The sequence below is a fragment of the Rhodococcus sp. SMB37 genome, from assembly GCF_004345605.1.
Lineage (GTDB): Bacteria > Actinomycetota > Actinomycetes > Mycobacteriales > Mycobacteriaceae > Rhodococcus.
This window is the reverse complement of the sequence record NZ_SLVY01000003.1, coordinates 265,563-288,742: the sequence shown is the minus strand read 5'-3', so window position 1 is coordinate 288,742 and position 23,180 is coordinate 265,563. Positions and strand designations below refer to the sequence as shown.

Sequence of the window (23,180 nt, the reverse complement as noted above, 5' to 3'; positions counted from 1 at the left end):
CCACTGAATACGAACTAATTGCCTAGTCTCGATCCAGGTTCGCTAGACGACTATAACTACTTTCGTACGCGGTCAAGTCTTTGAATCTGATTAGCTTCTTACCAGGATCGACTGAAGTTGGGTTTCATAGTACGACGTCCAACTATCGGAAAATTCAATCGACTGCAAGCAGGCTGTTGTGATCTCTAGATCCGAAACATTTTTCCTTACGATGTCGGAGCGGAACCGTTCTTCAATGAGATGCCGCAGATATCCTGGAATCCACTTTCCTGGAACTAGAGTGTATTCGCGTTGTAACGCTATGATATTTTCGAGATCTGATTCGACTCGCGATTTCACGTCCTCAAACTCTGTTGATTGTGCGCATTTCTGCAATTCGTCATGTATCGCTTGGTAGCGCTCATTGCACACTTCACCATAGGTATTCGAATTAATCTTTGATGGTTGAGAGAATCTTCGGCCATTGGGGATTTCGCAGTGTAATGAAATCAGTCGGAGTTTAATCCACATCCTCCAGATCTTGAATAGGTTTGATGTAGGTTGTGGGATGGATGCAAAGAAATCCGACACTTCGACTTGATCGAGACCGTGAGTGGCGCAAAGGGCTCTGTCGAGCTTAGCGTGCGCGAATATCTCGGACTCGACATCCATATTCTGTGTGAATATTAAGTGCTCACGCGGGACGAGTGGTGTCAAATAATCGTCGAGATCTCTATCGAGGAAGAAAATCACAGCAGATTGCCCCGCGACATTCTCCTGAAGCAGCGTGTCTGAGGTCTTAAAGCTGTCGTATAGTTTTAGCATGTGCGGTTTTCCGCCCGCGCACTGGCCCTCTACCGTCAAGGTCTCAGCAAGCATCACCACGCTTCGTGCGTAGCCGTTCGGAGATATCGATTCCAGTAGCCGACTGTAGAATGCCCGGTCATGAATACGTCCTTCAACGATAACCCAATTGGTGGCCTTTCCCATCAATACTCGCTTCTGGAATGCGCGCACATCTCGCTTCAGTTTTTTGTTCACAGCTCGAACACGCATTCATCGTCAACATCAATCATAATTTCCGGAGAATGGGTCGCCAGTAACAGCTGTGCATTCGGGTTGATTCGGCGCATGGACGGGATCAACTGCTGCTGCCAGTCAACATGCAATGAGAGTTCAGGTTCGTCGATCATCACTGTCGATTCTCCGACTGCTAGTACTTCGATTAGCAGGGTGAGTAGCTGCTTCTCGCCTGAAGAGAGTGAACGTAGCGGAATCATCCCTCCCTCGACCTCCACACCAATTGAGTGGGGCTTTCTAAGTGTCGGCGGATCGAGAGTCAGGTGCTTGTTTCCCGTGTACATCTCGTCGATAAGCGATTGGAGTTCGCGCTGTGGGGCCAGTATTTCATCGACGATCGTTCGCACTGCTTCAATCTCGGCTGCAACAGCGCGGTGCTCTTTCGAACTGTTATATCGCTCGATGAATCTCTTCTTTCCGAACGGGAGATGAAGATTTTGCTCCTTCAAGAAGTACTGGACAAGGTTGTAGGCTTGGTCAGCCGACTGATTACTGTGCACAGGTATCTCATCTATGGATTCGCCGCCGAATAGAATCGCAAGGACCGTCGCCAGCCCTTTCTGTTGAATGGAGCGAATCGATGCATTGCTCTGTGAGCTGTACTGGCGCCAGACGCGCTGGATCTGGTCGACAAAGATTTCCTCGGGCGTGGGGTCGGAGTACGACGGGTGGCTGTCAGGTCGGCGGTTTCGGAGGGTGGGGCGACCGGGGACCGCGCGGGATATCGGAAGGTAGGTATGTTTATATCTGCTGGAAAGTTGGTTGTCTGACAAGTGGGAACTGTTGACTTCTTCTGACGACCAACGTTCAGAGACTGGGGACGTCAGTGCGAAAACATCGTCGTCTGTGGAAAGGTCTGATAACAGTTCAAACTCAGCCTCTTCTGGACTTGGTGGCTGCGGTGTCGAGTTGCGAGAGAACCGCCGACAGATATCCGCATCGAAATTTTCGCTGTGGAACACGATTTCGGCTTCTTCGAACGGGAGATGCTCAAGTGAGTCTGTCCGGTTGAAGAGGGCGCAATTCAGTATCTCTAGGAGGGTGGTTTTTCCTCGCCCGTTCAGTCCCCAGAATACGTTTACGTTCCTATCTAGAACTCTATGGGTCCGTCCGACCTGCCCGGCCAAGTTGGTAATTGTGAACTCTTTGATGAATGCCATCGATGTACCGTCCGTTTGGGTTGCGTGCGGGATTAGTTGATAACGTGTGAGAAATGCTGGTATGCGAGTTGCATGTCTCGTTCGCGGTCGACGCCGGTGAAGGGTTCCAGGTAGGCAATGTCGTCGACGGTGAGCTCGGTGGGGTTCGTGGAGCCCTTCTTGCGGTACTCGGAAGCGAGTTTTGTTGGAAGGCGGCGGCCGGTTGCGTCGTAAAGTGCATCACGTTCGTACTTCTGCAACACCGGGAACTGGGTCCGGTAGATCGTCATCAACTCGTCCGCGGTGATCCCGAGGATGATTGCGACGATTGCGTCGATCTCAACGAGTGCCTGGCGGCGGTCGGCGGCGCGGCGGAGTGGGGTGGACCATTCCCAGACGGGGCTGACGTCGCCGATGGGTGAACGATCGGGATGTTCGATTCCGACGCCTGGAGCCCACCGGTCATTGGACCAGCTCGGATCGAAGACTTCGCTCCAGAGGGGCGCGTACTGGCAGGTCAGCGAGTTCAACCGCATGGTTCGTAGTGCGAGGGCTTCAGACAGAACGTGTGAATCCATCCTGGGGAATCGTTCCCAGGTCGAGCTCTTTATGTGTCCAGCCCCAATGATTTTTATTATGAAGTCGGCGATGATCGAATGGCTAAATCCTGCTAGTGAAATCAACCTCTCAAAATTATCGAGTTTCAGTGTGTGAATTAGTCCAACGTGTGTGGGTCCGGGAGGGATGATTGCTGAATGTAAGGTCCTGACGGTGGAAACATCGCACATTTCACGCCACGCAATACGGAAGTGGTCTGCAGTAGATCCATCGGTCCATTTTGGATATGCTGAAATATATTCTTCGTAGGGTTTTCCGACCTGATAGTTTGTTCGAGGGATGAACGTCTCGGAGATTCCATCTAGATCGATTTCGGAGTAGTCCCTGTGGCTTTTCATGCTTGGGTTTGGTTGTTGATAGATCGGCGTCGCAACTGTCAAGTGCGGACCTTGGAGGATTACATCCTTCCATTCGGAGGGAACGGCGGATGTTTGGGTGAACAGGCCACGGGCGCGATCGGTAGTTTCGTTCCATCCGTACGTCCACTCAACCTCTCCGAGCCTTGGCATCACAGTAATCTTCGTGAGTACCTGCGCGCTGGATCGGTTGACCGGGTACAGCATGCGCCCCTGGAGCGGGGGTACATTTACTTCGTCAATTAGAGCGGACCAACTGTTGATCACCGTGGCGTTGACGTGCAAGATCCGGTCGCGGTGAGGTGATGTGTCCCAGTCTCCTGCTGCGTCTTTTACTCCGGGAGGCGTACCTGAACCATCGTGGACTAACGATCGTAAGACAGTGGCAGGATGGAACGTATTTGACGCCTGCAGAAATTTCGGTTGTTCTAGAGGGTGTCCGTAGATGTGAACACCGTACTCTCGTGTGTTTCCGATTTCGGAGAATAACTTTAGCTGATTTCTGAAATGCCAATGGCGCCGGAGTCGTTTATACGCGCCACTGCGGAGGCTTCTTGCGCGGAGTTCCGTGAAATGACCTTCAGGATGGATTAGTCCGATGATTCCTAAGCTAGAGGTTGAGCGCCATGTCCTTTCGATGAAGCAGCGATACAAGTCAGCTCTTATACCATCCAATACTGGCCTGTCAGTCGTGGAACTCAGGGCCTCTGTCTGTCCTGCCTGTCCTGAACGCTCGTTTAGGAATGTCGACAGTGCTCCTGCAGGCTCAAGAGTTGATCGGCGTTTAGACAGTTTGATACTTTCCTGCGCTTTGTCGGCCAGCTGCCACCATGGATCGAACTCAGCCAGGACAGCGGTCTCGTCCCAGTCGGGGCGCACCCACGGTGGGTTACCCACTTGCAGGTCGAAACCGCCGCGCGCGAAAACAGGAGCGAAGTCGAGCTGCCAGTGGAAGAAGCCCTGCCGCTCTGAGATCTCTTGTGCGACGTCCAGCCATGGGAACTGGTGATACGCATCTCCAACCGTCGATGCGCGCGACAACAGTAGGTCGTTCTCCTCAGCGAAACCGAGCTCTTGCCAGCTCGCATCGCGACCGATGCTCAACTGCCCGCGTCGTTCTGCGGCAGTCTCCTTCACTTGAATGCCGAGGACAGCTTCAAGGCCGCCGACCCACTGATCCCAATCTGGCGGTTCCTTATCCGTTGTCAGCGGCCATGACCAGACCGCGCACCAAGCGTCCATCACTCGACGCAGACGTTGATACGCGCCATTCGGGTCGCTCAGGACGTTCTCGATCTCCTCGCGCGTTACTGCCGGGGTGTGCTCGACCGGATCCGAGCCCCACAAGTGGATCTCGCGGCGGATCTCCGACTCCGCAATCGTCAACCGTCGAAGAGTGAACTCCCACAACGTCTCCACCCGTTGCGCGAGCGCTTGCAAACGCTTCATGATCGGCTTGCTCGGTGACTTGCGAATCTCGTTGCGCCACAGTCGCAGCTCCTCGCGCTTCTCTGGCGCGTAGGTCTTCGCCTCGGCAGTATCGATCACCGCGCCCCAGCCCTCCGAAGGGAGGAGGAAGTGGTGGATGCCGGCGCCGATCTCCTCGCCCAGTGGGACATCCTTTGCCGCTGTCTTGAGCCACTGCTTCTTTGCGAGCAGGCTGGGCGCATACACGGACCGGCGTGCACCGATCAACGAGTTGCCGCGTCGCAGATGCAGGCCGAACCACGGAGCCTGCAGGCCGGCCACCATTGTGTCCAGCCACAGCGAGATTTCCGCCAGCTCGACGGCCGTCGAGTTGAGGTCCACCCCATACACCTGGTGCAGGGCGATGTGCGCCTTCACCTTCTGAAGCTCGACAGGGTACTGATCCGCATCGATCAGATCGCCCAGATCCTCCTGCTTGCGCTTGAGATACTCCGCGGCAAGCTGACGGACGGCCTCGATCGCGAAGGCGCCGGATCCCAGGGCGGGCTCGCAGATGGTGAGCTGCAGGATCCGCTCAGGGGTCGTCCGCTCATCGTTCTGATCCAGTAACTCTTCGAGTGCCTGCGAAACAACGAACTTCGTCAACACCTCCGGGGTGTAGTACGACGCCGACTGCTGTCGCTCGCGACCCGCGAGGCGGAACACGAATGTGCCCTTACGATGCAGCACCGCCTTCTCTTCGCCGGTTGCTTCGTCCACCTTTCGGACAAAGTCCTTCTCGCTCAAATGATCGGAGCGGTCCACCGGTACCACCCAGGAGCCCTTCTCCGGATCACCGTTTTTCGCGACCTCGTACAGGTCTTCCTCCGCGAAGAACCCGGTGTACGACATCAGACCCTCGTACACTGCACCGAGCTGGTTGATCCCGAGCTCCGCATACGAGATGAATCCTCGGTCGGAGCCCTTGCGGCCCTTGCTCTCTTTCGACAGCAACAGATGCTCGAGCACCCGCTGCGTGGCCTCGTTGCCGAGGCCTACCTCGTCGATCAGCTTTGTCGATGCGGGCTTGAACAGGTCGGCGCGCAGCGGCTGGAACTCCAGGCCCGGCGCCGGATCATCCGCGACGTCCTCACGAACGGTGGGGGTGTGGCCGCGGTCCACGAGCCGGAACAGCGTCGCAAGCGACTCGTACAGGTGCGTTCCGTGGCGGGCCTGCTCCGACACCAGTTCGGTGAGGGTCAGCTCCCGCAGTCGGTCCAGGCCGTAGCCCTCCTCGTACTCTGCGGCGCCTGTGGGCAGTACCCGCATCTCGGGCGAAGCCTCCGCATACAGCAGGAACAGGATGCGATACAGGAACCGCAGAGAATGCTTCGCCAGATTCTGTCCGTCGATCCCGTCGAGTGTGAGGTCCTTCGCGGCGCGTCGTTCGACGACCTCGTTGGCGATGATCTCGATGGACAGGCGGATGCCCTCGCGCAGGTCTTTCGATACGCCGACGGTGTGCTTGACCGAATCCTCGAGCACTCCCGCCCACCACAGGTTTCCATCTGCATCCGGCAGGAGCGCCTGATTGCCGAAGATGGCAGCGACACGGTCGATCTCGCCGCCCTTGGCCTCATGTCGACGCTCCGCGACGACGAGCAGGTCGACGGCCAGATAGCGCCCCTCCGCCCAACGCTCCGCCTCGGCGAGCAACAGCCACTGCCCCGCCTGCACCACCACAAATGCCGGAGGCGCATCCGACCGGAACGCTGCCGACACTGCCTTCGGTGCGGACTCGATCGGTTTGCCGTCCTCGACGGCCGCCGTGATCAGTGCACCTGTGTCAGGGTCGAGGAGATCCTCGATCGATGCGACAGGAGCCGCCTGCAGGAACAGCACCTCAGCGACACCATCGAGCTTCGCGTTCGGGATCTCCAATTCGGAGCCGGCGCGTTCGGCGGTGAACGTCGACAGCGTCGCCGGGTAACCGAACGTCGTCCGGACGAGGGTATGAACCTCGGGAGCGTTGTCGGGGTTCTCGGCGAGCCCCGCGAGCGCGGTCTGCAGATCCCTGGTGGCGGCGAGCAGGTCGTCGCGAACCGTCGTGCGGTCTTCCTTCTTCTCCGCATCCCACAGCTTGCGCAGCTCCAGCACCTTGCCGTGGAACGATTCCTTCGCCGAATCGGTGGTGAAGTAGTGCTCGCTGATCCAATCCTCGCCGATGACGATGGAATCGAAGGAGGCCACGACTACTGGTCCTTTCCGGTGGTCTGAACGGCGGGAACAATCAGGAGCAGTGGACGCACCAACTGCTGAGTGGGGGCCAGAGATTCGGCGAGGCGCTGCTCCTCCGCGATCCGGCGCGACAATGTGTCCACCTTCTTGCGTTGCGCGGCGAAGAGCTCGAGTTGCTCGGCACCTGCATGCCACCGATCGGCACGCTTGCGCCACCGATCGAGCCGCTCGGTGGCCGCGGCTTCCTGGGCATCGAGCACCATGCGCATCGCTGTCGTCGCTTCATCCACGGCGATCGGCACCATCGCCCGGTACTGCTCGGCGTCGGCGACCGGTCCAGGATTAGCCGATCCCGGCCGCAGGCCCGTGTCGGTGGTGAGGAAGTCGAGATTCTCAAGCGTCTCGACCACACAGAAAGACGGATTTGAAGGGCTGGGGAACGAGGCGGTCGAGAACACTCGCGAGATCAACTGACCGCGGCGGTTCATCAACGTGCCCATCAGCAGCACCGTCGGCGCGTCTACGTCACCGCGGATCACAAAGATCTGGTTGCGGCCCAACGAGCTCAGAGCGCGGTCACTCGCCCAATCGAGGACTGGGTGCAGTGGTCCAAGGTAGTGCGCCTCCGGCCACGTCGTGCCCGCGACACCCTTGCCCTCGCGCGCTGCCGCGAGCTGGGCGTTGCCGATCTCGGGAGATGTTGCGAGGGTGAGATGTTCGAGGACCTTGCCGTGCTGCAAGTAGTTCTGCGGCAACTGGCTGAGACGCTGTCGCAGATCCCGCGGCGGCGTCAGCTCCGCGACCGCATGGTTGGCGTGCACCGTCCAACCCACGCCTCCGTCCTCGAGCTTCGCGTTGGGGACGTCGTGGAACGCGGCCTTGAGCGCTTCATCGAGGAAGGTGAGGTCGTCGGGGTAAAGGCTCTGTCGCGGGGCCTGCGGCAGCGCGGACTTCGGATCGTCCTCGGCGGGCTCGTCGAGGTCGAACTGCGCGAAGAACGCGTCCAGGTCGTCACCGTCGGCCACGTCCTCGAGGTCGCGAATCTGCTCGTCGAGCGTGGGCTTACCGACCAACACGTCGCGGATCGCGTTCTCCTCATCGGTCACCGAATGCTTGCCCATCAGCGACGCGACATCGCCGAGCGTGCCGTGTGCCTGGTTCTCCCGCTCCAGCAAGCGGGAAAGCACGCGCAGGTCGCCGGAGAACTCCGGGTCGGACGGCTCGAGGATTAGCGACGAGATCACCGGGGGATGCTTCTGCCCGTACCGGTCGACACGGCCGTTGCGCTGCTCGATGCGGATCAGCGACCACGGGATGTCGTAGTGGATCAGGTGGTGGCACTGCGCGTGCAGGTTCACGCCTTCGGATGCGACGTCGCCGGTAACCAGCACTCGGATCCGGGACGTCTCCAGTTTGAAGCTGTCGACGATCTCCTGCTGTTCCACGTCGGACAGCCCACCATGCAGCATCGCGACGTTCTCGGGTTTGAGACCCAGAGCCTTCGGCAGGTGCTCGGTGAGCCACCGGAGTGTGGCGACACGCTCGGCGAACACCACCGCGCGCATCGGTGATTTCGCGCCGACTCCGATCTCCTTCAACCGCTGCACCAGTGCAGCCTGCTTGCCGGCCGATTCGTTGAGGGCCTTCGCGTTCAGCTCGTCGAGGGTGGTCAGTGCGGCCAGCTCGACGGCCTGCTCCGCGTTGTGCGGGTCGAGTTTGCTGCGCCGCTGCTTGACCGACTCGGCAAGTGCGGCGGGGGAGGACAGGAACGCTTTCGCCAGCGTCCACGGGAACAACGCTTTCGTTTCACCCGAGTACGGGGAGCGTCCCGAATCCGGATGCAGCCATGTCTTCGAGAGCTCCTGAGCAACAGCATCTTCTGCCGGCGACGGTGCGACGAGTGTGTGAACCGGCTCGGCGCGTTCCGCCCAGTCGCTACCCACCTCCGCGGCCACCTCCGGGTGGTGGCGGTGCCGGCGGATCAGCAGCGACGCGACATCGTCCTTGGTGAATGTCCCGTCGGCCGCGACCGCCGTCGGGTCCAGCAGTCGCAGCAGCTCCGCGAACGACTCTTCACGACCGTTGTGCGGGGTGGCCGACGCGAGGATCAACGCCTCGGTGTTCGGGGCAAGCACGCGCGCCAATTCGTTGTTCTGGGTGCCGACGTTGGTGAGGTTGTGTGACTCGTCGATCACCACTGCATCCCAGTGCTGACGCTGCAGGTGCGCCTTGTAGCGGGGGCTCTTGAGCGTGTCGATCGAGATGATCGCCCGCTTGAAGTACGTGAACGGGTTGCGGGTGGCCGGCAGCTTCTGGCGCACCTTCTGGATACCCGCTGAATCCAGGCGGACGAACGGGAGCGCGAACCGGCACCACAGTTCGTGCTGCATCTGCTCGAGCACGTGCTTCGGGGTGACGATCAGGATCCGCTCGCCGCGCCCGCGTCGCACCAGCTCCGACAGGATCATGCCGATCTCTAGGGTCTTACCGAGGCCCACAGCGTCCGCGATAAGGATGCGCGGGCGGATGTGTTGCGGGTCGAGGGCCTTGGCGACCGCGGCCCGCTGGTAACCGAGGGAGTCGGCGAGCATCTGCGTCGATACCGTGAGCGTTTGGTCGCCGTAGGGGAATGGGGTCTTGCGTAACAAAGCTTCGAGCCACAGCCGCGACTTGCGATAGCCCGACGAGTCGTCGGCGATGACCTCCGCCTCGCGTGGATCCTGCACCTCGATCCGGTCGAGGCTCGAATAGAACGTCGCAGTGGTCTCGGAGACCAGCTCAGACAAACCCCGAGCCTTCACCAGCCATCCATCCGAACCCTGTTCGGCGGACGTGACCAGCCACTCCTCGTCGCGAACGACCACGATCGACCCCGGGGCGACGTTGAGCTCCTCGCTCGGTAATGCGGTGGTCATGCTGTGAGTGCTCCTGCTGCGTTGAAGTCGTGATGTATCAACTTAACGTTCCGGAACGAAACAACCGTTACATGGGCGGTTCGTGAGGTCTGTCGGATTAGTGCGCAAGGTTTCCTTGCGAGGAGGGGGAGTTTTCGTTGAGTGGGGCGTCGTTCCGGCAGCAATGGCTGTCCGACCAGGAGTTCGAGATCACGCGGCGACTGGAGAAAGCGTCCCTCGTAGTCGAGATCAACCTCGACGAGGACGAGATCCGCCGAGCTCAGGAAATGTACGGCCGCCAAGCTGCAGACATGCTCCGTCTCGGCCGGACCGCCGAGGACGTCATCGCGAAATACCCGGCACTGACACTCGCGATCCTCGTCGGCCAGGCCGCGCTGGGCTACGAACAGCACCGCTACTGGGACGAGTTCTTCACCCGACTCGATCTTGTTGCCAGTGAGGCTCGGCCGCTGCTGTCTCAGCTCGCAGAGGCGGGTGCGCCTCTCCCCGAAATCGGAGCTGAAGTGGGAGACGGGTGGGTGGTGGAGATTCTGTGGGAGAGCCTGAAGCTCGCGATCCTCACTGACGCCGATAGCGATCGTGACGTGTGGCCGGCTGTCAACTGCTACGAATTCATGCCGCTTGAACGCACTGACGCGAGTGCTCTTGTCGCGAAGTTGAGACGAGAATAATCAGGTCGTGCAAATGTCGGTCAGTCGCTGTGTTCTCAGAGTGGCGGGCCGACCATCAACTCCGCTCGAAGCTTCACACGGGAACGGTGATGAAGCGCTCAGTCCTTGATTCCGAGCTCTCTGAGGAGAGACTGAAATATGGGAGATTCGTCGACCGGCCACGCTATGTCGGAGGCACCCCGAGGGCCGGGCAGGGCAGCCTTGGCCGCAGGAAGGATGTCCGGAAAGACTTTGAGAAGGACCTCGATGAGCTGGACTGCCATGTCACGGTCTAATTGGATGGATTGACTGCTCTTCGGCTTGGACTGGCGATAGTCGGAACCGAACGTGCTCAAGTGAAGCAGGCGGGTCTCATCCTCATCGATGATGTTGTAGTAACAATCGACTTCGGTCGGATGCGCTTGGACCTTCTGCGTGCCTGCGGCGATGGAGCGGATGCGAGCCATGGGGGGAGTGTAGCGATCTTCAAGATCGAAGCAGGGATGCCGTCCGGCTTGCAAGGTGGAAAGATTCTGCCGGCCATCGCCACGATGGAGTCGGATCCATCACAGAACAAGATAGCGGGCCGTAGCCGATCTGCCCGTGCTCACGGACCAGTTCACTCGCCCCTGCCGATGGCCCGCTACAAAGGCGTCTTATTTCTTGTGGTCCTTGTCATCTGTCCGAACGACACGAACCCGTCTGAGTGCTGTCAAACTCTGCTCGGGCTCGGCCGCCGCTCGAGTTCGTTGACGAGGAGCCCGGCCCCGACACGCGGTCATAACGATCTTGCCGTCCAATGCGGCGTTCACGTCTCAAGGCTGTTGAAATTGGTCCAGAATTAGCCGTGGGAAGATCGCCAATCGGATGGTGAGATTGCTTGTCCTGAAACTAATTTAACCTGGACCGAGATGGTGAGTGCCTGTGGAGTGGAGGAGAGGCTACAAGATCAAGACTCCGTCAGATCGATCGAGGTTGTAACGGGCCGGTGCGGCCGATCGAACTACAAGTAGAAACCTCGCAGAACGGACACGTATCCATGCTTCCACCCTCCGGATGGCATCCAGACCCGCACGACCCACGCCAGTACCGCTGGTGGGACGGTCAGCAGTGGACGTCGTCGACATATCCACGCGCAGTTGTTGGTGCAGTGTCAGTTCCAGCCAATACCGCTGCGGATTCTCCGGGGCCAACGGCAGAGCCGCCGAAACGCAAATTCGACAAGTGGAAGCTCCCGGTTGTCGTACTGTCCATACTGGTGGTTATGGGCATTGGCTCGCTTGTTGTGAAGAACAGTGATAACCCCCGCTCGACGGCCGCCGAACGGACTACTGTGGCGTACACAGCTCCGTCAACGACACCACGTCCGGCCACGGTTCGGCAGACCACCAGCCCCGCTCCGGCTTCTGCGCCCGTAGCAGCAGCAGTTGCTCCCCCTACCTCACCAGCGGCCCCAGCTGTTCCATCAGGTCTTGGAAGACCCTATCGTGACGGCAAGTTCGAGTTTGTTGTCCACACGTGGGATGGTGCGACAGCATCGATCGAAATCAGGAACATCGGAGATCGTCCACAGACGGTATCGGTGAGCTCGCTATATCTCATAGATAGAAATGATCGAAAGTTCGAGCCGGAGTTCGACTGGACGTCGGATTTAGTGTTGGCCAGCCTGAATCCAGGACAATCTGTATCCGGGAATCTTACATATGTGCTCAGCGGTGCTACAGCGTCACACCTCGAACTACACGACTCGATGTTCTCAGGCGGTGTCGATGTCCCACTTCGGTGACCGACTCGGGTCGGTTCAGTGGCCGAGTGCTGTGAGGTGGTTGTATACGGAGTACGGCACTCGCCGTGACTTGTTCCGAATTCTCGCGGCAAGGACTCGGCACGATGTGAGGATGGGATAATGAGGTTGCGTCACTACTTGGTCTCACTCTTCGCGGTTCTCGCAATTGTTTCCTGCGCCTCGTCGGGCGATGAGGCTTCTCCTTTCGATCAAACGGTCGCGGAGAGCGCGGCGGCGGAAGCTCCGAGTTCGTCAGTACCGACGACTCGTACCGTCCCGCGTGCCACTGAGCCGGCAGCCTCCATGGCTGAGCAGCACGAACGGATGACATCGACGAAGTGTCGTGATGACGCCGATCCGGTGCAATGCATGTATGACCGGCAGGCGTATCTCGAGTTCTTCGAACGTTCCGCTGCGCAGAGTCTGGATCCCTCCTACGAAGAGAGCCTGAATGGAATGTTCGAGACTCTGTACGGTCAGCACGCTGAATTCGTATCCAAGGGGTGCCCAACTGACCCATCAGCGGAGGGATGTTCGTTTGCCATCATGTTCTCGGACATTGGGATGACCGCGCTTGGTGTGATGTTCTCTGCGAAGTGAATCTACCTGGAAGGCTTAGGGAGCGCCGAATCCATACGTGTAGGTCTCCTCTTCCCAGTTCATAGTTGCGTGGTACTTGTATCCGCTCCTGGAACCGTTCGGATTGACTTCCGTGGCTGCGAAACACTCGAGTACAGTCGTGAGTGCGAGAAGGTCATCTACGGACCCTCCGCTGACTGGAGAACATGATACGGAGATTACCGGCCCATCGATTATCGATGAGTTTGCGTGGCCCTCGGCCATTTCCATGATGCTGGACTCGACTTGAGTGATGCTCATGCGTCGCATCGCCCTTTCGGCCTCTTCGCGCCGCTCTCGATCGGCGTTCTCGGTAGCGATTCGTTCGGCTTCTCTTTGCTGCGCCTCGGAAGTTGCAGATTCGGCGGCTGCCATTTCGGCCCTCGCATTGGCATCGTGGCTGAGTTTCATGGCGAGACCAATTCCCAGCGCGAGGATGAGGCAGGAGACTGTTATCCACCCAACCTTGCTGTGTGCAAGCGTTTTCCATTGTGGAGGCTGGGGTTCAGGATTGGGGAGATCGAGCCACTGCGCGCCGTCCCAGTATCGCTTTTGCCCGTCAGGATCCGGATACCAACCGGGGGCTGCATTGTGCTCCTCGTGCATGGCTCGCACCTCCAGGAAACGGCAGACTCTACTTCTGCGCTCTGGTTCAGCGTATCGCCACACGAAGTAACTGGTGTCTAATCAAGAAGTCAAGATGAGTTAGCCTCGTGTCGCTTGCCAGGTTGATGGGACCACCTGATTGCCAGAGGGTAGGGACCACCGTGGCGCGTTATTGAGGATGCGTGCTGTCGGTGTCGGCGTCAACTGCTCCGGGGCGGGTGCGTTGACGGTAGGACGGTCCTTCGACGACGAGCGTGTGGGCGTTGGAGGTCAACCGGTCGATCGCGGATTGGGCGAGAAGGGTGTCTGCGGTCATCGTCAGCCACTCGGACGGTTCGCGATTGGATGTGACGATCGTGGTCTTCTTCTTGTGCCGTTCGACGATGAGTTCGTAGAAGTCGTTGGTTTCGGTGGCATCGAGCGGTCGTAGCGCGAAGTCGTCGATGATGAGGACGTCGATTGCGGTCAATCTGCGGATCTCGGCATCGACGGTGTTGTCCAATCGGGCTGCGCGGAGCCGGGTGAACAGCTTGTCCGATCGCGCGAACAGGACACTGTGTCGCCGACGGATTGCCATGTGCCCTAATGCTGTTGCCAGATGTGTCTTGCCGACTCCGACTGGGCCGAGGACGATCGCGGACTGCTGATTGTCGAGGAACCGCAATGAGGTCAGATCTCCGAGGAGTGTCCGGTCGTAGCGCAGATCATCGAGTGCATTCCAGGTATCGAACGCCATTGCCGGGTCGAGTCCTGCTTTGGTGGCTCGCAGTGTCGCCGAACGTGATTCACGCCGATTCACTTCGTCGGCGAGAAGCACTTCGAGGAACCCGATATGGCTGAGTTTGTGTTGACGGGCCAGGGCTGCACGTTCGGGCAGCGTGTCGGCCAGCGCCCCGAGCTTGAGGGCTTTGAGCAGTCGGATCATGTCGGTGCCGACAGGTTCGGTGGCTGCGGTGCGGGTGTGGGCACTCATCGGTGGGTCTCCGTGTTCTCGGCGCTGTCGCCGACGACTGACAGTGCGGGTGTGTTTGCGGCAGTGTTGAATTCGGACGGGTCACGTGAGAATCGTGATGCTGTGTGTCCGACTGCTTTCGGCAGATCCGGCGAGGTCTTTTCGGTGGCGCGTTCGAGCATCGAGGCGATCTTGGTGACCGCGACGACGTCGAGGTCGAGCGACAGGGAGCAGGCCTGTTCGACCCGTTCGGCTCCGTAACGGCGGACCAGTCCTTGCAGACGGTAGACGCTGCGGATCCTCGTCCACGGCAGCGGATCGTCGAGGATGCGTTCGGCGTAGATCCCGATGTTCGGCCCGTGCGCGGTGCACTTGGCGATCAGGGAGGTGACATCACGTAGCGCGTAGTCGAATTTGTGTTCGGGCAGGTCAGCGCGGTCGGTGCTCCGTCCACCCGGCGGCTTGCGGGGGTGGATTTTCACCAGGGTGCCGCGGTGATAGAACTTCACCAGTTCGGTGTCGGCGCGCACTGACAGGGTCGATCCGATCCACTGTTGCGGCAACGAATACAGCGCCCGCCCGATTTCTGCGTGGAAGTCGCGGTGCACTTTCACGTCCTTGAAGATCGGCACATCGTAGACCGCCGGCACCGGCAACAACAGGGGTCGTTCGGCAGTGTCGAAGACGTCCAGCGGTCGTGCGCAGGTGGTGCCGTGGATACGCATGCCCGCGGTGGTGCTGCACCAACGAGCAACCGCAGCCTGAGCCTCGGCGAGATCGGTGAAGCGTTCACCGGCCCAGAAGTTTCCGCGCACGTATTGCACGGTGCGTTCGACGCGGGGTTTGTCCTTCGGTGAGCGGATCCGTGCAGGGTCGGTGACAAATCCGACGTGACTGCTGTAGTCGAGCCAACCGTCACTGAAGTGTGGGGTGATCGGGTCCGCGGCGGTGACGACGGGTTTGAGGTTGTCCGGGATCAGGACCGCGAAGGCCCCGCCGAAGAACTTCCATGCCGCCTCGCATCCGGCGATCACCGCCGCCAGCGTCTGCGAATAGGTCAGCCACACGAACATGTGGCGGCTGTACACGGCGGTGAAAATCAGGGCATGGACCTTCCGGGCCCGACCGTCCTCGGGGTCGGTGAGCATCCCCAGATACCCGAAGTCGACTTGGCATTCGACACCCGGATCCCCGTCGACGACCCGAACGGTGAGGTCCTTGCGGCCGAAACCGCACCGCTCGGTAGCGAACCGGTGCAGCGTCCGGTACGGCACCACGCAGCCTTGGCGGGCGAGGAGCACTTCGATTTTGGTGATAGTCAGCGGCTTCTGCTCACCGTCTCCGGCCACCCACCTGGTGATCTGCTCCTCATGAGGAACCAATTGTTCCCATGCCGCACCATGCCCATGAGGCCGGTCGGGGCGCACGGTATCGACGACCGCAGCGATCAGCTCGTCATCGATGTCGGCTGCGGTGCCGTCCCTTGTCAGTCCGGCAGACTGAGCGGCTTCGACGTAGCGTCGGACGGTTTTGCGGTCCACCCCGGCGTGGTCTGCGATCGTGCGCAGCCCAGGTGCCGGCAGAGCGGCCGTCCCGAGCCACAATCGCAGTACTTCTCTGATCTCGTTCACACTGATCTCCCGAAAAGCCATGCTCGTCGACCTCCGCGACCTCGCTTGAGCTGTCACAGACGATCGAACGAGCAAACGACGGGACCACCGGCAAGGCGCGCCGGTGGTCCCATAACTGGCAATCCAGGTGGTCCCATCACCCTGGCGAAATCAGCTCACCTGAGTTGGCTCATTTCGTTAGTGCGTGAACCCCGAACCGGAAATCCGATCCACAAGACCCTCAATCTCGGGGTCGACTTGGGGCGGAAACGTGTGCCGGGTGCCGTTGATCGCGATGGTCGCAGAACGCAGTGGGCGGAGCTTCTTGACGACGCTGCCGATCGTCAAATCGGTCCGGTCCTGGATCAGACGCGAGATCGCCAACGCAGCGAACACCACAGTCAGATGCGCCTCGATCGAGTCCTTCGTGCGGTGGAAGATCGGCCGCGCCCGCAGATCAGTCTTGGACATCCGGAACGACTGCTCGACATGCCACAGGTCATGATATTTCGCGATGACCTCACTCGAATCCATCAGTGATGCAGGTAAATTCGTGACATAACCTTTGAGGCCCGAGAGGGACCGGGCTCGGTCGAGAGAAGCGGTGTCGAGACTGCGACCCTTCGCGGTGGTCTTGACGAACCGTGTCGATTTCGGGACCGTGTCACCGTCGACGATCGCGCGGGCGCGGGCTTCCTGTGCGTTGAGCGTCTTCTCGTCACGTGCTGCCCGTTTGGTCGAGTATTGCCATACCGCCCGCCACGCGTTCGGATGTTCTGTCCGATTCCATACCGGTTCGGCACGTTTGCGGACGTTGTTGACTACCGATCGGCCGTGTCGTGGGGTGATGGTGTCGATGATCTGACCGTTGGTGAAGGCGTTTCCGTGCCAATGAAAATGGGAGGAAAGGTCTCCGGGAGCTTTGGTGACCCGGGAGCCGACGATGAACTTCAGGCCGGCGGCATCGAGGTCGGTCAGGTTCGTGGCAGACAGCATCCTGGCGTCGGCAGCGATGACCATCTCCACGCCCTCGATGTCGTGGCGGGCCTGGAACTGGCGCACGATCGGCACGATGGTGCGGGTTTCGGCGTGGTTGCCTTCGAAACATCCGATCTCCAAGGGAAATCCGGTGCGGTCCACCAGGAGTCCGACGACGATTTGCGGGTCAACCCGACGTTCCTTCGAGTAACCCACTTTCCGCAGGTCATCCTCCTTTTCTGCTTCAAAATACAAGGTCGTGACGTCATAAAGCAGCAGGCTCAGACCGCCGGTGTTCGCGGCGTAGGCGAAGCACTGTTCGGCGATCGCGGCGCGATAGTTGCGGTCGATGATCCATCGCAGGTGCCGTTTGATGGTGGCGTAGCTCGGTGGGTCGGCGCCGAGATCACGTAGTACCCGACCGGCATCGAGTTTCGAGCCGGGTTCGACAATACGGGCGATGACCAGGTCACGGAACACCGCGTCGTCGAGCCGGTCGAACCCGAGCTGGTCGTAGGCGGTGTGCAGGACCTGCCGCAACAGGATCGATGCGGTGGTTTCGGTCCGGCCTGGCGCGTCGACGACCGGTCGCTGCTCTGCGGTCGGCAGCAGCGCGCCTTGGCCGGTCGGAAGGGTGTGTTCGACCGGTAATTTCGGGGTGATGTCCAGGTCGAGAGCGTGCTGCTCGGGGTCGAGCCAGGCTCGGGCTCGTTCGAGCAGCATGCCGAGTTCGGCTTCGGTGTGGGCGGATCCGATGTGTTTGATGATTTCTTGTCGGCCGCCGATGTAGCGGGCGACTTGCACGGCGGTGGCTCCGGACTTGGTGCGCACCTTCCTGATAAACGCCACACGGCGAGCGTAGACCGGCCTCGTTAGTGCGTGAAATCGGCTCGTTTCACACCGGAACCTGCTGGTCACAGGGATGGGCCAAGATTTGCTGCCTCAGAGTGAGCCAAGTCAGGTCGGACGGTTTTGCGGTCCACCCCGGCGTGGTCTGCGATCGTGCGCAGCCCAGGTGCCGGCAGAGCGGCCGTCCCGAGCCACAATCGCAGTACTTCTCTGATCTCGTTCACACTGATCTCCCGAAAAGCCATGCTCGTCGACCTCCGCGACCTCGCTTGAGCTGTCACAGACGATCGAACGAGCAAACGACGGGACCACCGGCAAGGCGCGCCGGTGGTCCCATAACTGGCAATCCAGGTGGTCCCATCACCCTGGCGAAATCAGCTCACACTGGTCCCATGCTCATGGCAGACGACACCTCGATCTTTCGTGCGACTGGCGTGCCGTCCTGAGCGGTTCGGATTGGGTGCGGAAACCGCGGATCCGGTGTGTGTCCACGATCGACTACCCGACACAGTCGGGTGACGTCGAGGTCCACGGCCCCGAATTGAGTGTCCTTTCGTCTCGATGAAGAAGATATGTGCAGGTCACGCAGGTGCGGGTAGTGCTGCAGGCCGGTTCAGGCCGGCCACGAGAACATCGACAGCGGGAGCCGTCGCGGCCGGCCGCAGCCGAACCCGGTGAGCATGCCTGGCGATCTTCCCGGCGATCGACAGCAGCCGCAGCCGTTTCGGCTCCCATCTGCGGGCAGTCGCGTTGGTCAACGCGAGCGTCTGCATCCACGCCGTCAATTCGCTCGCCAGTTGCACCAGTGCCAACCAGATGCGGTTCTGATCGAACCCGTGCAACAGAAGATTCTGTAGCCCTGTGACTTTCGCTGTCCGGATCCGGTCCTCGCACCGAGCGCGACGCCGGTGCCGCAACTCGAGATCGGGTAGCTGCCCGTGGCGGGTGTTGGTCACGAACGCGGTCAACCTCAGGCCGTCGCGGTCGGTGAATCGCAGCTGCGCACCCGGATGCAGACGTTCCATTCTCACGATCACACGCACGCCTTCTCGGCCAGGTGGACAGGTCGAGCAGGTCGGTGATCTCGGTGTCCCTCCCCCAAGGGCTTCGCCCAGGGGGGTACCCCAGCGCTGTCGCGGACTAGCCCGTCGGCGTCGTAGGCCGGGTCCACGCCTGATCAGGAACCAGATCGATCGCTTCCGCGTGGGTGTAGGTCAACCCGAATCCGACCGAGTACGAGAGTGTGCGCTTGGTCAGATACTCGATCAGTTGGTGGGTGCCGCCGGCATCGTGCGATACGCACGAGCACCTTCTTCCCGACCCGATACGCCGAGTCGGACGGCAACTGCGCCAGTGCGTCCTGCACCACGGTGAGGGGGGCACCTCCCTGCACGCAGGCTTGGGGAGGGTCGGAGGCAGTGTTGGAGCCGGAGTTGCCGGGGCGCAGCAGCATCGCGACGGTTTCGCCGGTGCCGTCGGTCCCGTTGTCGACGAACGCACACAGCGGGTGGTGCTCGTCGATGTCGCGATCCGGTGCCGCCGGACCGGCTGCGGTCCAGGCGTGGGAACGGGCGGTGGCGCGGGCCCGGCCGATCGCGGACAGTGCGGTGTCGGCATCGGCGTCCAACGCGCTGATCAGGCGGGAGATGGTCGGATCGGAGGCCACCGAACCGAAGACCTCGGGTGGGCGCGGAGCTGGTCGATGTCGGCGAGGCAGTCCCCGACGATGGCCAGGGATACAGCGAGGTCGAGGAGGGTCTTGCCGGGACCGTGGTGCGCCAACGGTTTCCGGAATCCGGAGAGTTCGGTCGACAGCACTGCGGCAAGTCCGGTTTTCTCCGCGGTGCGGAGCAGCAGGGTAGTGCCGGCATGCGACACGACATTGGTTCCGGTGCCCGATGCGGACAGCTGTGGGTAGCAGGACGTTGACTTGCTCACCTGAAGGGTGTTCCTGGATCACGCGATTATTCAACCTTAGACAAGTCGAATTATCGCAGGTCGGAGAACCGTTCTTTCTGTGCGATATAGGGGTACGGTCGAATTACCGTGAAAGCCCCGGGCTAGGGAGGCCACGGATGAATGCAACCGGTGCGTCCGCCGCATTGATGCTGCCGGTCAACAGCGCGTCGACGAAGTCGTGCAACTGAGCCCTTCGTGACTACGCCTTTGCTCTCTGAGTGCGTGCCGAGTGGAAGCGTTCACGCAGGGGGGAGGCCTCAGTAGTTCGGCTGCGCTCGGCTCGCTGACGAGTTTTCGGTCGTGCGGGTTTTCGTGAAGATGCTTCAACAACGCGAAGAGTGTGTTCGACTCCGAAATCAGCATGTGCGCCATGATCGCGACCAAGTTGTCGGCGTCATGCTGAGTCCTGAGAGGTATCGGGACAGTCGATGTGGTGGACAGATCGATGACCGGGTGAGACGCGGATCCGACGCGTACGCCTAAGTCTCCCTGTGAGATTTGCGCGATTTCGTCCCAGTGGAGGAACAGATCGGATTCACGAATCGAAAACAGAATTCTTCGTCGCGCATACCGCCTGATGCCATTCGGGTAGATGTGCAGGACCGTAGTGAATTCGTACCGAAGCCAGTAGTGAGGCGCCGGTGTCGGTGACAGCGGCGCCAATTGCGGAGAAGATCGCGACCTCTCGTGTGTCGCGTCCGAATGGCACGAGGCTTTCGCCGACACCGACCAGCCAACTGATCCAGATGGTGAGGCCATAGGCGGTAGTTCCTACGAGCGCTACCAGTCAGGGCTGGAATCAACGATCTGCTCATCGGGGTACAGTCACGCCTGGCCCGGATACCGCGTCCGAGGTCGTCACCTGTCGATAGGGCTGCGCTTTTCAAGCCTTCCTTGGTTGCATCGGACATGAGTCCGATCGTGGACGCGGCAACGGTGGCGGGCACGTCCGGAACCAAGGAGAACTCCCCGCTCACGGATTTGACGACCACTCCTGGCGTCGCCGCTTCGGCAGCGTCCTCCAACACTACGACGGCAGCGTGGATACGGGCGGTCGTGTCGTCGGCGCCTGCCGCGGCCTACTGGAGAGCGTCGACCAGCGCGACACTCAGTTCGGCGGCCTGGCGTTCGAGTTGGAGGGACGCAGTGTCGTAGGTCGCGCCGGGTGGCAGCAGGGCACGAAGGGCTGAGATCTGGTTCGCTGCGTCGACGATTCCGTTGTCGTGCACTGTGAACGATTGATGTTCGGCCGCTCTCACCAGCGCGAGGACGTGCATTTGTGTGCCTTCGATGATCGGTGCACCTGTGCGGTAGGCGTCGGCGATCTGCAGGAGGGCTCCGGCGATGGCGCTGCCGAGTGAACGTTCTTGGACGACGCGGAGGGCGGCAGCGTTCGCGGCGTCGCCTTTCCACTGCTCCGAGAGGACGTCCTGATCGTCGAGCAGTCCACTCATGCGGTCGTCCAGTTTGTCGACGAGATCGTCGAGTGCGACGGCGGTCGCCCGCAAGGCGTTGGGGTTCCATGCGGTAACGGACGTGACGCTCGGGTTCACGCGGGCAGGTCCGCGGACGTGAGTGCTGCGGCGAAGCCGGTCTCGACGATATCGCAGTCGTTTGCTGCGCTGCTCGAGATGTCGGTGACTTCGAATGAGCGCTGGCGGAGGTTCGCCAGTGCTTGTGCGGTGGCGATGTGACCGCACGCAGCTGCAGTGCTGAAACCGGTGCCGAGAAATGCTGATTGCGAGTGTGCGTATGGGGCGCGGATATTCCGTTTCTCGCTGGCGTCCGCCGCGCCACTGGCCGATGCGGCGAACGCACGAAGCGTGTGCGGGTCTACGTGCAACGTCACTACTGTCCCCCCGACAGAATCCCCCGATGTGTCCGGTCGGGACGATAGCAGAGCGGGTGGAGGAGGGTTTTGGCGAACGCGGAACGTTGCCCACCTTTCACTCAGGCAACCGCAAGTGCTCGGCAACTGCATCGAACGGCCCGGCCATGCTCGTCGTCAGGCAACCACCCGTACTCGTCGCACCTCCCGCACTTGTCCGGCACCATCCGCGGCACCGCCAATCCCTGCCAGAGTGGAATCCACGCCTGCGCGAATCGCATGGGATCCGCCGGACGGTGCACCGATCTTGCCGCTGTAACCAACTTCGACACTCCATGCACCTCGATCAACTCGTCGATCACCGCAGCCGCTTCGGGTTTGAGATATGCGAACGTCGCGCTCAATCCTGCGTGCCGACACGCCGCTGCAAGGCCGGCGATGTCGGGACTGAGCGGGACGTTCAAAGCCCTTGACGGGCGGTTAGTTTCATTCCTTGGTCTATCAGTACTTATAAGAGCGCCTGGCTCTCCGCCGTCCGCGTCGCCGCGCGTCGGATTCTCAGGCCCCGGCGTGATGGCAGGCTCTTCGTAGATGGTCTGGACGGTGCACCACTGGCCGAGCTCGTTCTGGAACTTCTCGCGCACGAGGTAGCCGAGTTCGGCGAGCTCACGAAGAGCGGAGCGGATGGCATCGCGGCCTTCCGTCGGCGACTGCGCGGCGATCGAGTCCGATCGGGTGCGCCAATCGTCCGGCTTCGAAAGGAGCCAGATCAGGACGCCGCGCGCACGGAAGGAGAGGCGGTCGTCGTTGAGGACGGCGTTACTGAGGATGGTGAAGTTGCTGGCCAGGCGCGGTCCACGACGCACCCCGCCAGCCAAGGTATTCTTGGCCACGTTCGACTCCTTGTAAGTCGGACAACCGGCCCGTCGGGAGGTGCAACTCCTGGCGGGCCTTCTTCAATTGTGACGCCGCTCGGATTGTCGACGATCTTGGAATCTTGGCACCGTTCGTACAGTGAACGCAAGGGTTTGGTCGAATATCACTTGGGCGCAGTGTGATTGAACGGTGTTGTAAGTCGATACTCGCAGGCCGCCGCGGAACAGCGACTCGGGTCTAACTCGAGACGATGGTGTTCTGTCGCCTCCAGATGAGCCAGCGACCGTCCCTCTTCACGAAGATGTACAACGCGTTCATCTCCGGCGGATTGCCGTCGTCGGCGTCTTGCTTCGTCGACCATGCGTTCTTCCGGGCAACGATGACGTCGGGGGAGGGGGCGGCGACGTCGCTCAGTTCGTAGTAGGCCGTCGACTCGTTCAGGTAACCGGCGGCGAGCGCGTCCTCCGACACCTTCTGGATGGCTGCGCGTCCGGAGAGCACCGCACCCCGCGCATTCACGACGATCGCGTCGTCGGCGAGATGGGCGTTCATCAGTGATGCATCGTTGGTGTTGAAGCCATCCTGCACGTCGCGGACGATCGCGCGGATCTGCTCGAGGTCGTGGGGGTCCGGAATAGTTGTCATGTAGGTGACGGTAGAACCTCGAGCGAGCTCGAGGTCAAGGGTTTGGGCAGGAAGCCGTGGGTGTGCGCGGACAACGAACCCATGCACACCC

Annotated in this window: 16 protein-coding genes and 1 pseudogene; 3 read left to right on the top strand and 14 right to left on the bottom strand. The window is 60.6% G+C overall.

The annotated features are described in order from the left end of the window. Positions 1 to 90 precede the first annotated feature (90 nt). Genes EV641_RS07065 through EV641_RS07050 form a run of 4 tightly spaced genes read right to left on the bottom strand, consistent with a single transcriptional unit; the run spans position 91 to position 9,732 of the window. Positions 91 to 1,020 carry a hypothetical protein gene (locus tag EV641_RS07065; protein ID WP_132471275.1) on the bottom strand — a complete coding sequence of 310 codons (930 nt, stop codon included), beginning with the start codon at positions 1,018 to 1,020 and terminating at the stop codon, positions 91 to 93. Continuing rightward, positions 1,017 to 2,219 (bottom strand): AAA family ATPase, encoded by a 1,203-nt coding sequence (locus EV641_RS07060; RefSeq protein ID WP_132471274.1) that lies wholly within the window; start codon positions 2,217 to 2,219, stop codon positions 1,017 to 1,019. Before EV641_RS07060 ends, EV641_RS07065 begins: the two co-directional genes overlap by 4 nt. A gap of 32 nt (positions 2,220 to 2,251) precedes the next feature. Next, positions 2,252 to 6,829, bottom strand: coding sequence for a DNA methyltransferase (locus EV641_RS07055; protein WP_132471273.1), 4,578 nt, complete (start codon positions 6,827 to 6,829; stop codon positions 2,252 to 2,254). Between the two features lie 2 nt (positions 6,830 to 6,831). After that, a complete protein-coding gene (locus EV641_RS07050; protein WP_132471272.1) occupies positions 6,832 to 9,732 on the bottom strand; it encodes a helicase-related protein in 2,901 nt (966 codons plus the stop codon). Between the two features lie 137 nt (positions 9,733 to 9,869). Here EV641_RS07050 and EV641_RS07045 point away from each other — a divergent pair, with 137 nt between their 5' ends. Beyond that, positions 9,870 to 10,403: a hypothetical protein gene (locus EV641_RS07045; RefSeq protein ID WP_132471271.1), complete on the top strand. Its 534-nt coding sequence runs from the start codon at positions 9,870 to 9,872 to the stop codon at positions 10,401 to 10,403. Positions 10,404 to 10,501: 98 nt separating this feature from the next. On the opposite strand, the gene EV641_RS07040 is transcribed toward EV641_RS07045, so the two are convergent. Beyond that, on the bottom strand, positions 10,502 to 10,849 hold the full coding sequence (locus EV641_RS07040; protein WP_199233167.1) for a hypothetical protein: 348 nt from the start codon (positions 10,847 to 10,849) through the stop codon (positions 10,502 to 10,504). Positions 10,850 to 11,421: 572 nt separating this feature from the next. Here EV641_RS07040 and EV641_RS07035 point away from each other — a divergent pair. After that, positions 11,422 to 12,168, top strand: a complete 747-nt coding sequence (locus EV641_RS07035; RefSeq protein ID WP_132471270.1) for a DUF4352 domain-containing protein — start codon at positions 11,422 to 11,424, stop codon at positions 12,166 to 12,168. 120 nt (positions 12,169 to 12,288) lie between these two features. Continuing rightward, positions 12,289 to 12,768, top strand: coding sequence for a hypothetical protein (locus tag EV641_RS07030; RefSeq protein ID WP_132471269.1), 480 nt, complete (start codon positions 12,289 to 12,291; stop codon positions 12,766 to 12,768). A gap of 15 nt (positions 12,769 to 12,783) precedes the next feature. Here the strand turns inward: EV641_RS07030 and EV641_RS07025 are convergent, their stop codons facing one another. From EV641_RS07025 to EV641_RS06980, 9 genes and pseudogenes are all read right to left on the bottom strand, one after another. Next, positions 12,784 to 13,392, bottom strand: coding sequence for a DUF2510 domain-containing protein (locus EV641_RS07025; RefSeq protein WP_132471268.1), 609 nt, complete (start codon positions 13,390 to 13,392; stop codon positions 12,784 to 12,786). A 169-nt stretch (positions 13,393 to 13,561) separates the two neighbouring features. Further along, a complete protein-coding gene (gene istB / locus EV641_RS07020; RefSeq protein ID WP_132471267.1) occupies positions 13,562 to 14,365 on the bottom strand; it encodes an IS21-like element helper ATPase IstB in 804 nt (267 codons plus the stop codon). Then, positions 14,362 to 15,996, bottom strand: coding sequence for an IS21 family transposase (gene istA, locus EV641_RS07015; RefSeq protein WP_132471266.1), 1,635 nt, complete (start codon positions 15,994 to 15,996; stop codon positions 14,362 to 14,364). The genes istB and istA overlap by 4 nt, the downstream gene beginning before the upstream one ends. Before the next feature lie 156 nt (positions 15,997 to 16,152). Next, positions 16,153 to 17,781 carry an IS1634 family transposase gene (locus EV641_RS07010; protein WP_132471265.1) on the bottom strand — a complete coding sequence of 543 codons (1,629 nt, stop codon included), beginning with the start codon at positions 17,779 to 17,781 and terminating at the stop codon, positions 16,153 to 16,155. 581 nt (positions 17,782 to 18,362) lie between these two features. Then, positions 18,363 to 19,719, bottom strand: a pseudogene (locus EV641_RS07000) (transposase). Positions 19,720 to 20,819: 1,100 nt separating this feature from the next. Then, positions 20,820 to 21,293 carry a hypothetical protein gene (locus tag EV641_RS06995; protein WP_132471263.1) on the bottom strand — a complete coding sequence of 158 codons (474 nt, stop codon included), beginning with the start codon at positions 21,291 to 21,293 and terminating at the stop codon, positions 20,820 to 20,822. Then, positions 21,290 to 21,589 (bottom strand): hypothetical protein, encoded by a 300-nt coding sequence (locus tag EV641_RS06990; RefSeq protein ID WP_132471262.1) that lies wholly within the window; start codon positions 21,587 to 21,589, stop codon positions 21,290 to 21,292. The genes EV641_RS06995 and EV641_RS06990 overlap by 4 nt, the downstream gene beginning before the upstream one ends. A gap of 101 nt (positions 21,590 to 21,690) precedes the next feature. Then, positions 21,691 to 22,461, bottom strand: a complete 771-nt coding sequence (locus EV641_RS06985; RefSeq protein ID WP_132471261.1) for a replication protein — start codon at positions 22,459 to 22,461, stop codon at positions 21,691 to 21,693. Positions 22,462 to 22,681: 220 nt separating this feature from the next. After that, entirely contained in the window at positions 22,682 to 23,089 is a 408-nt protein-coding gene (locus EV641_RS06980; protein ID WP_132471260.1) for an SgcJ/EcaC family oxidoreductase, read from the bottom strand. Positions 23,090 to 23,180: the final 91 nt, after the last annotated feature.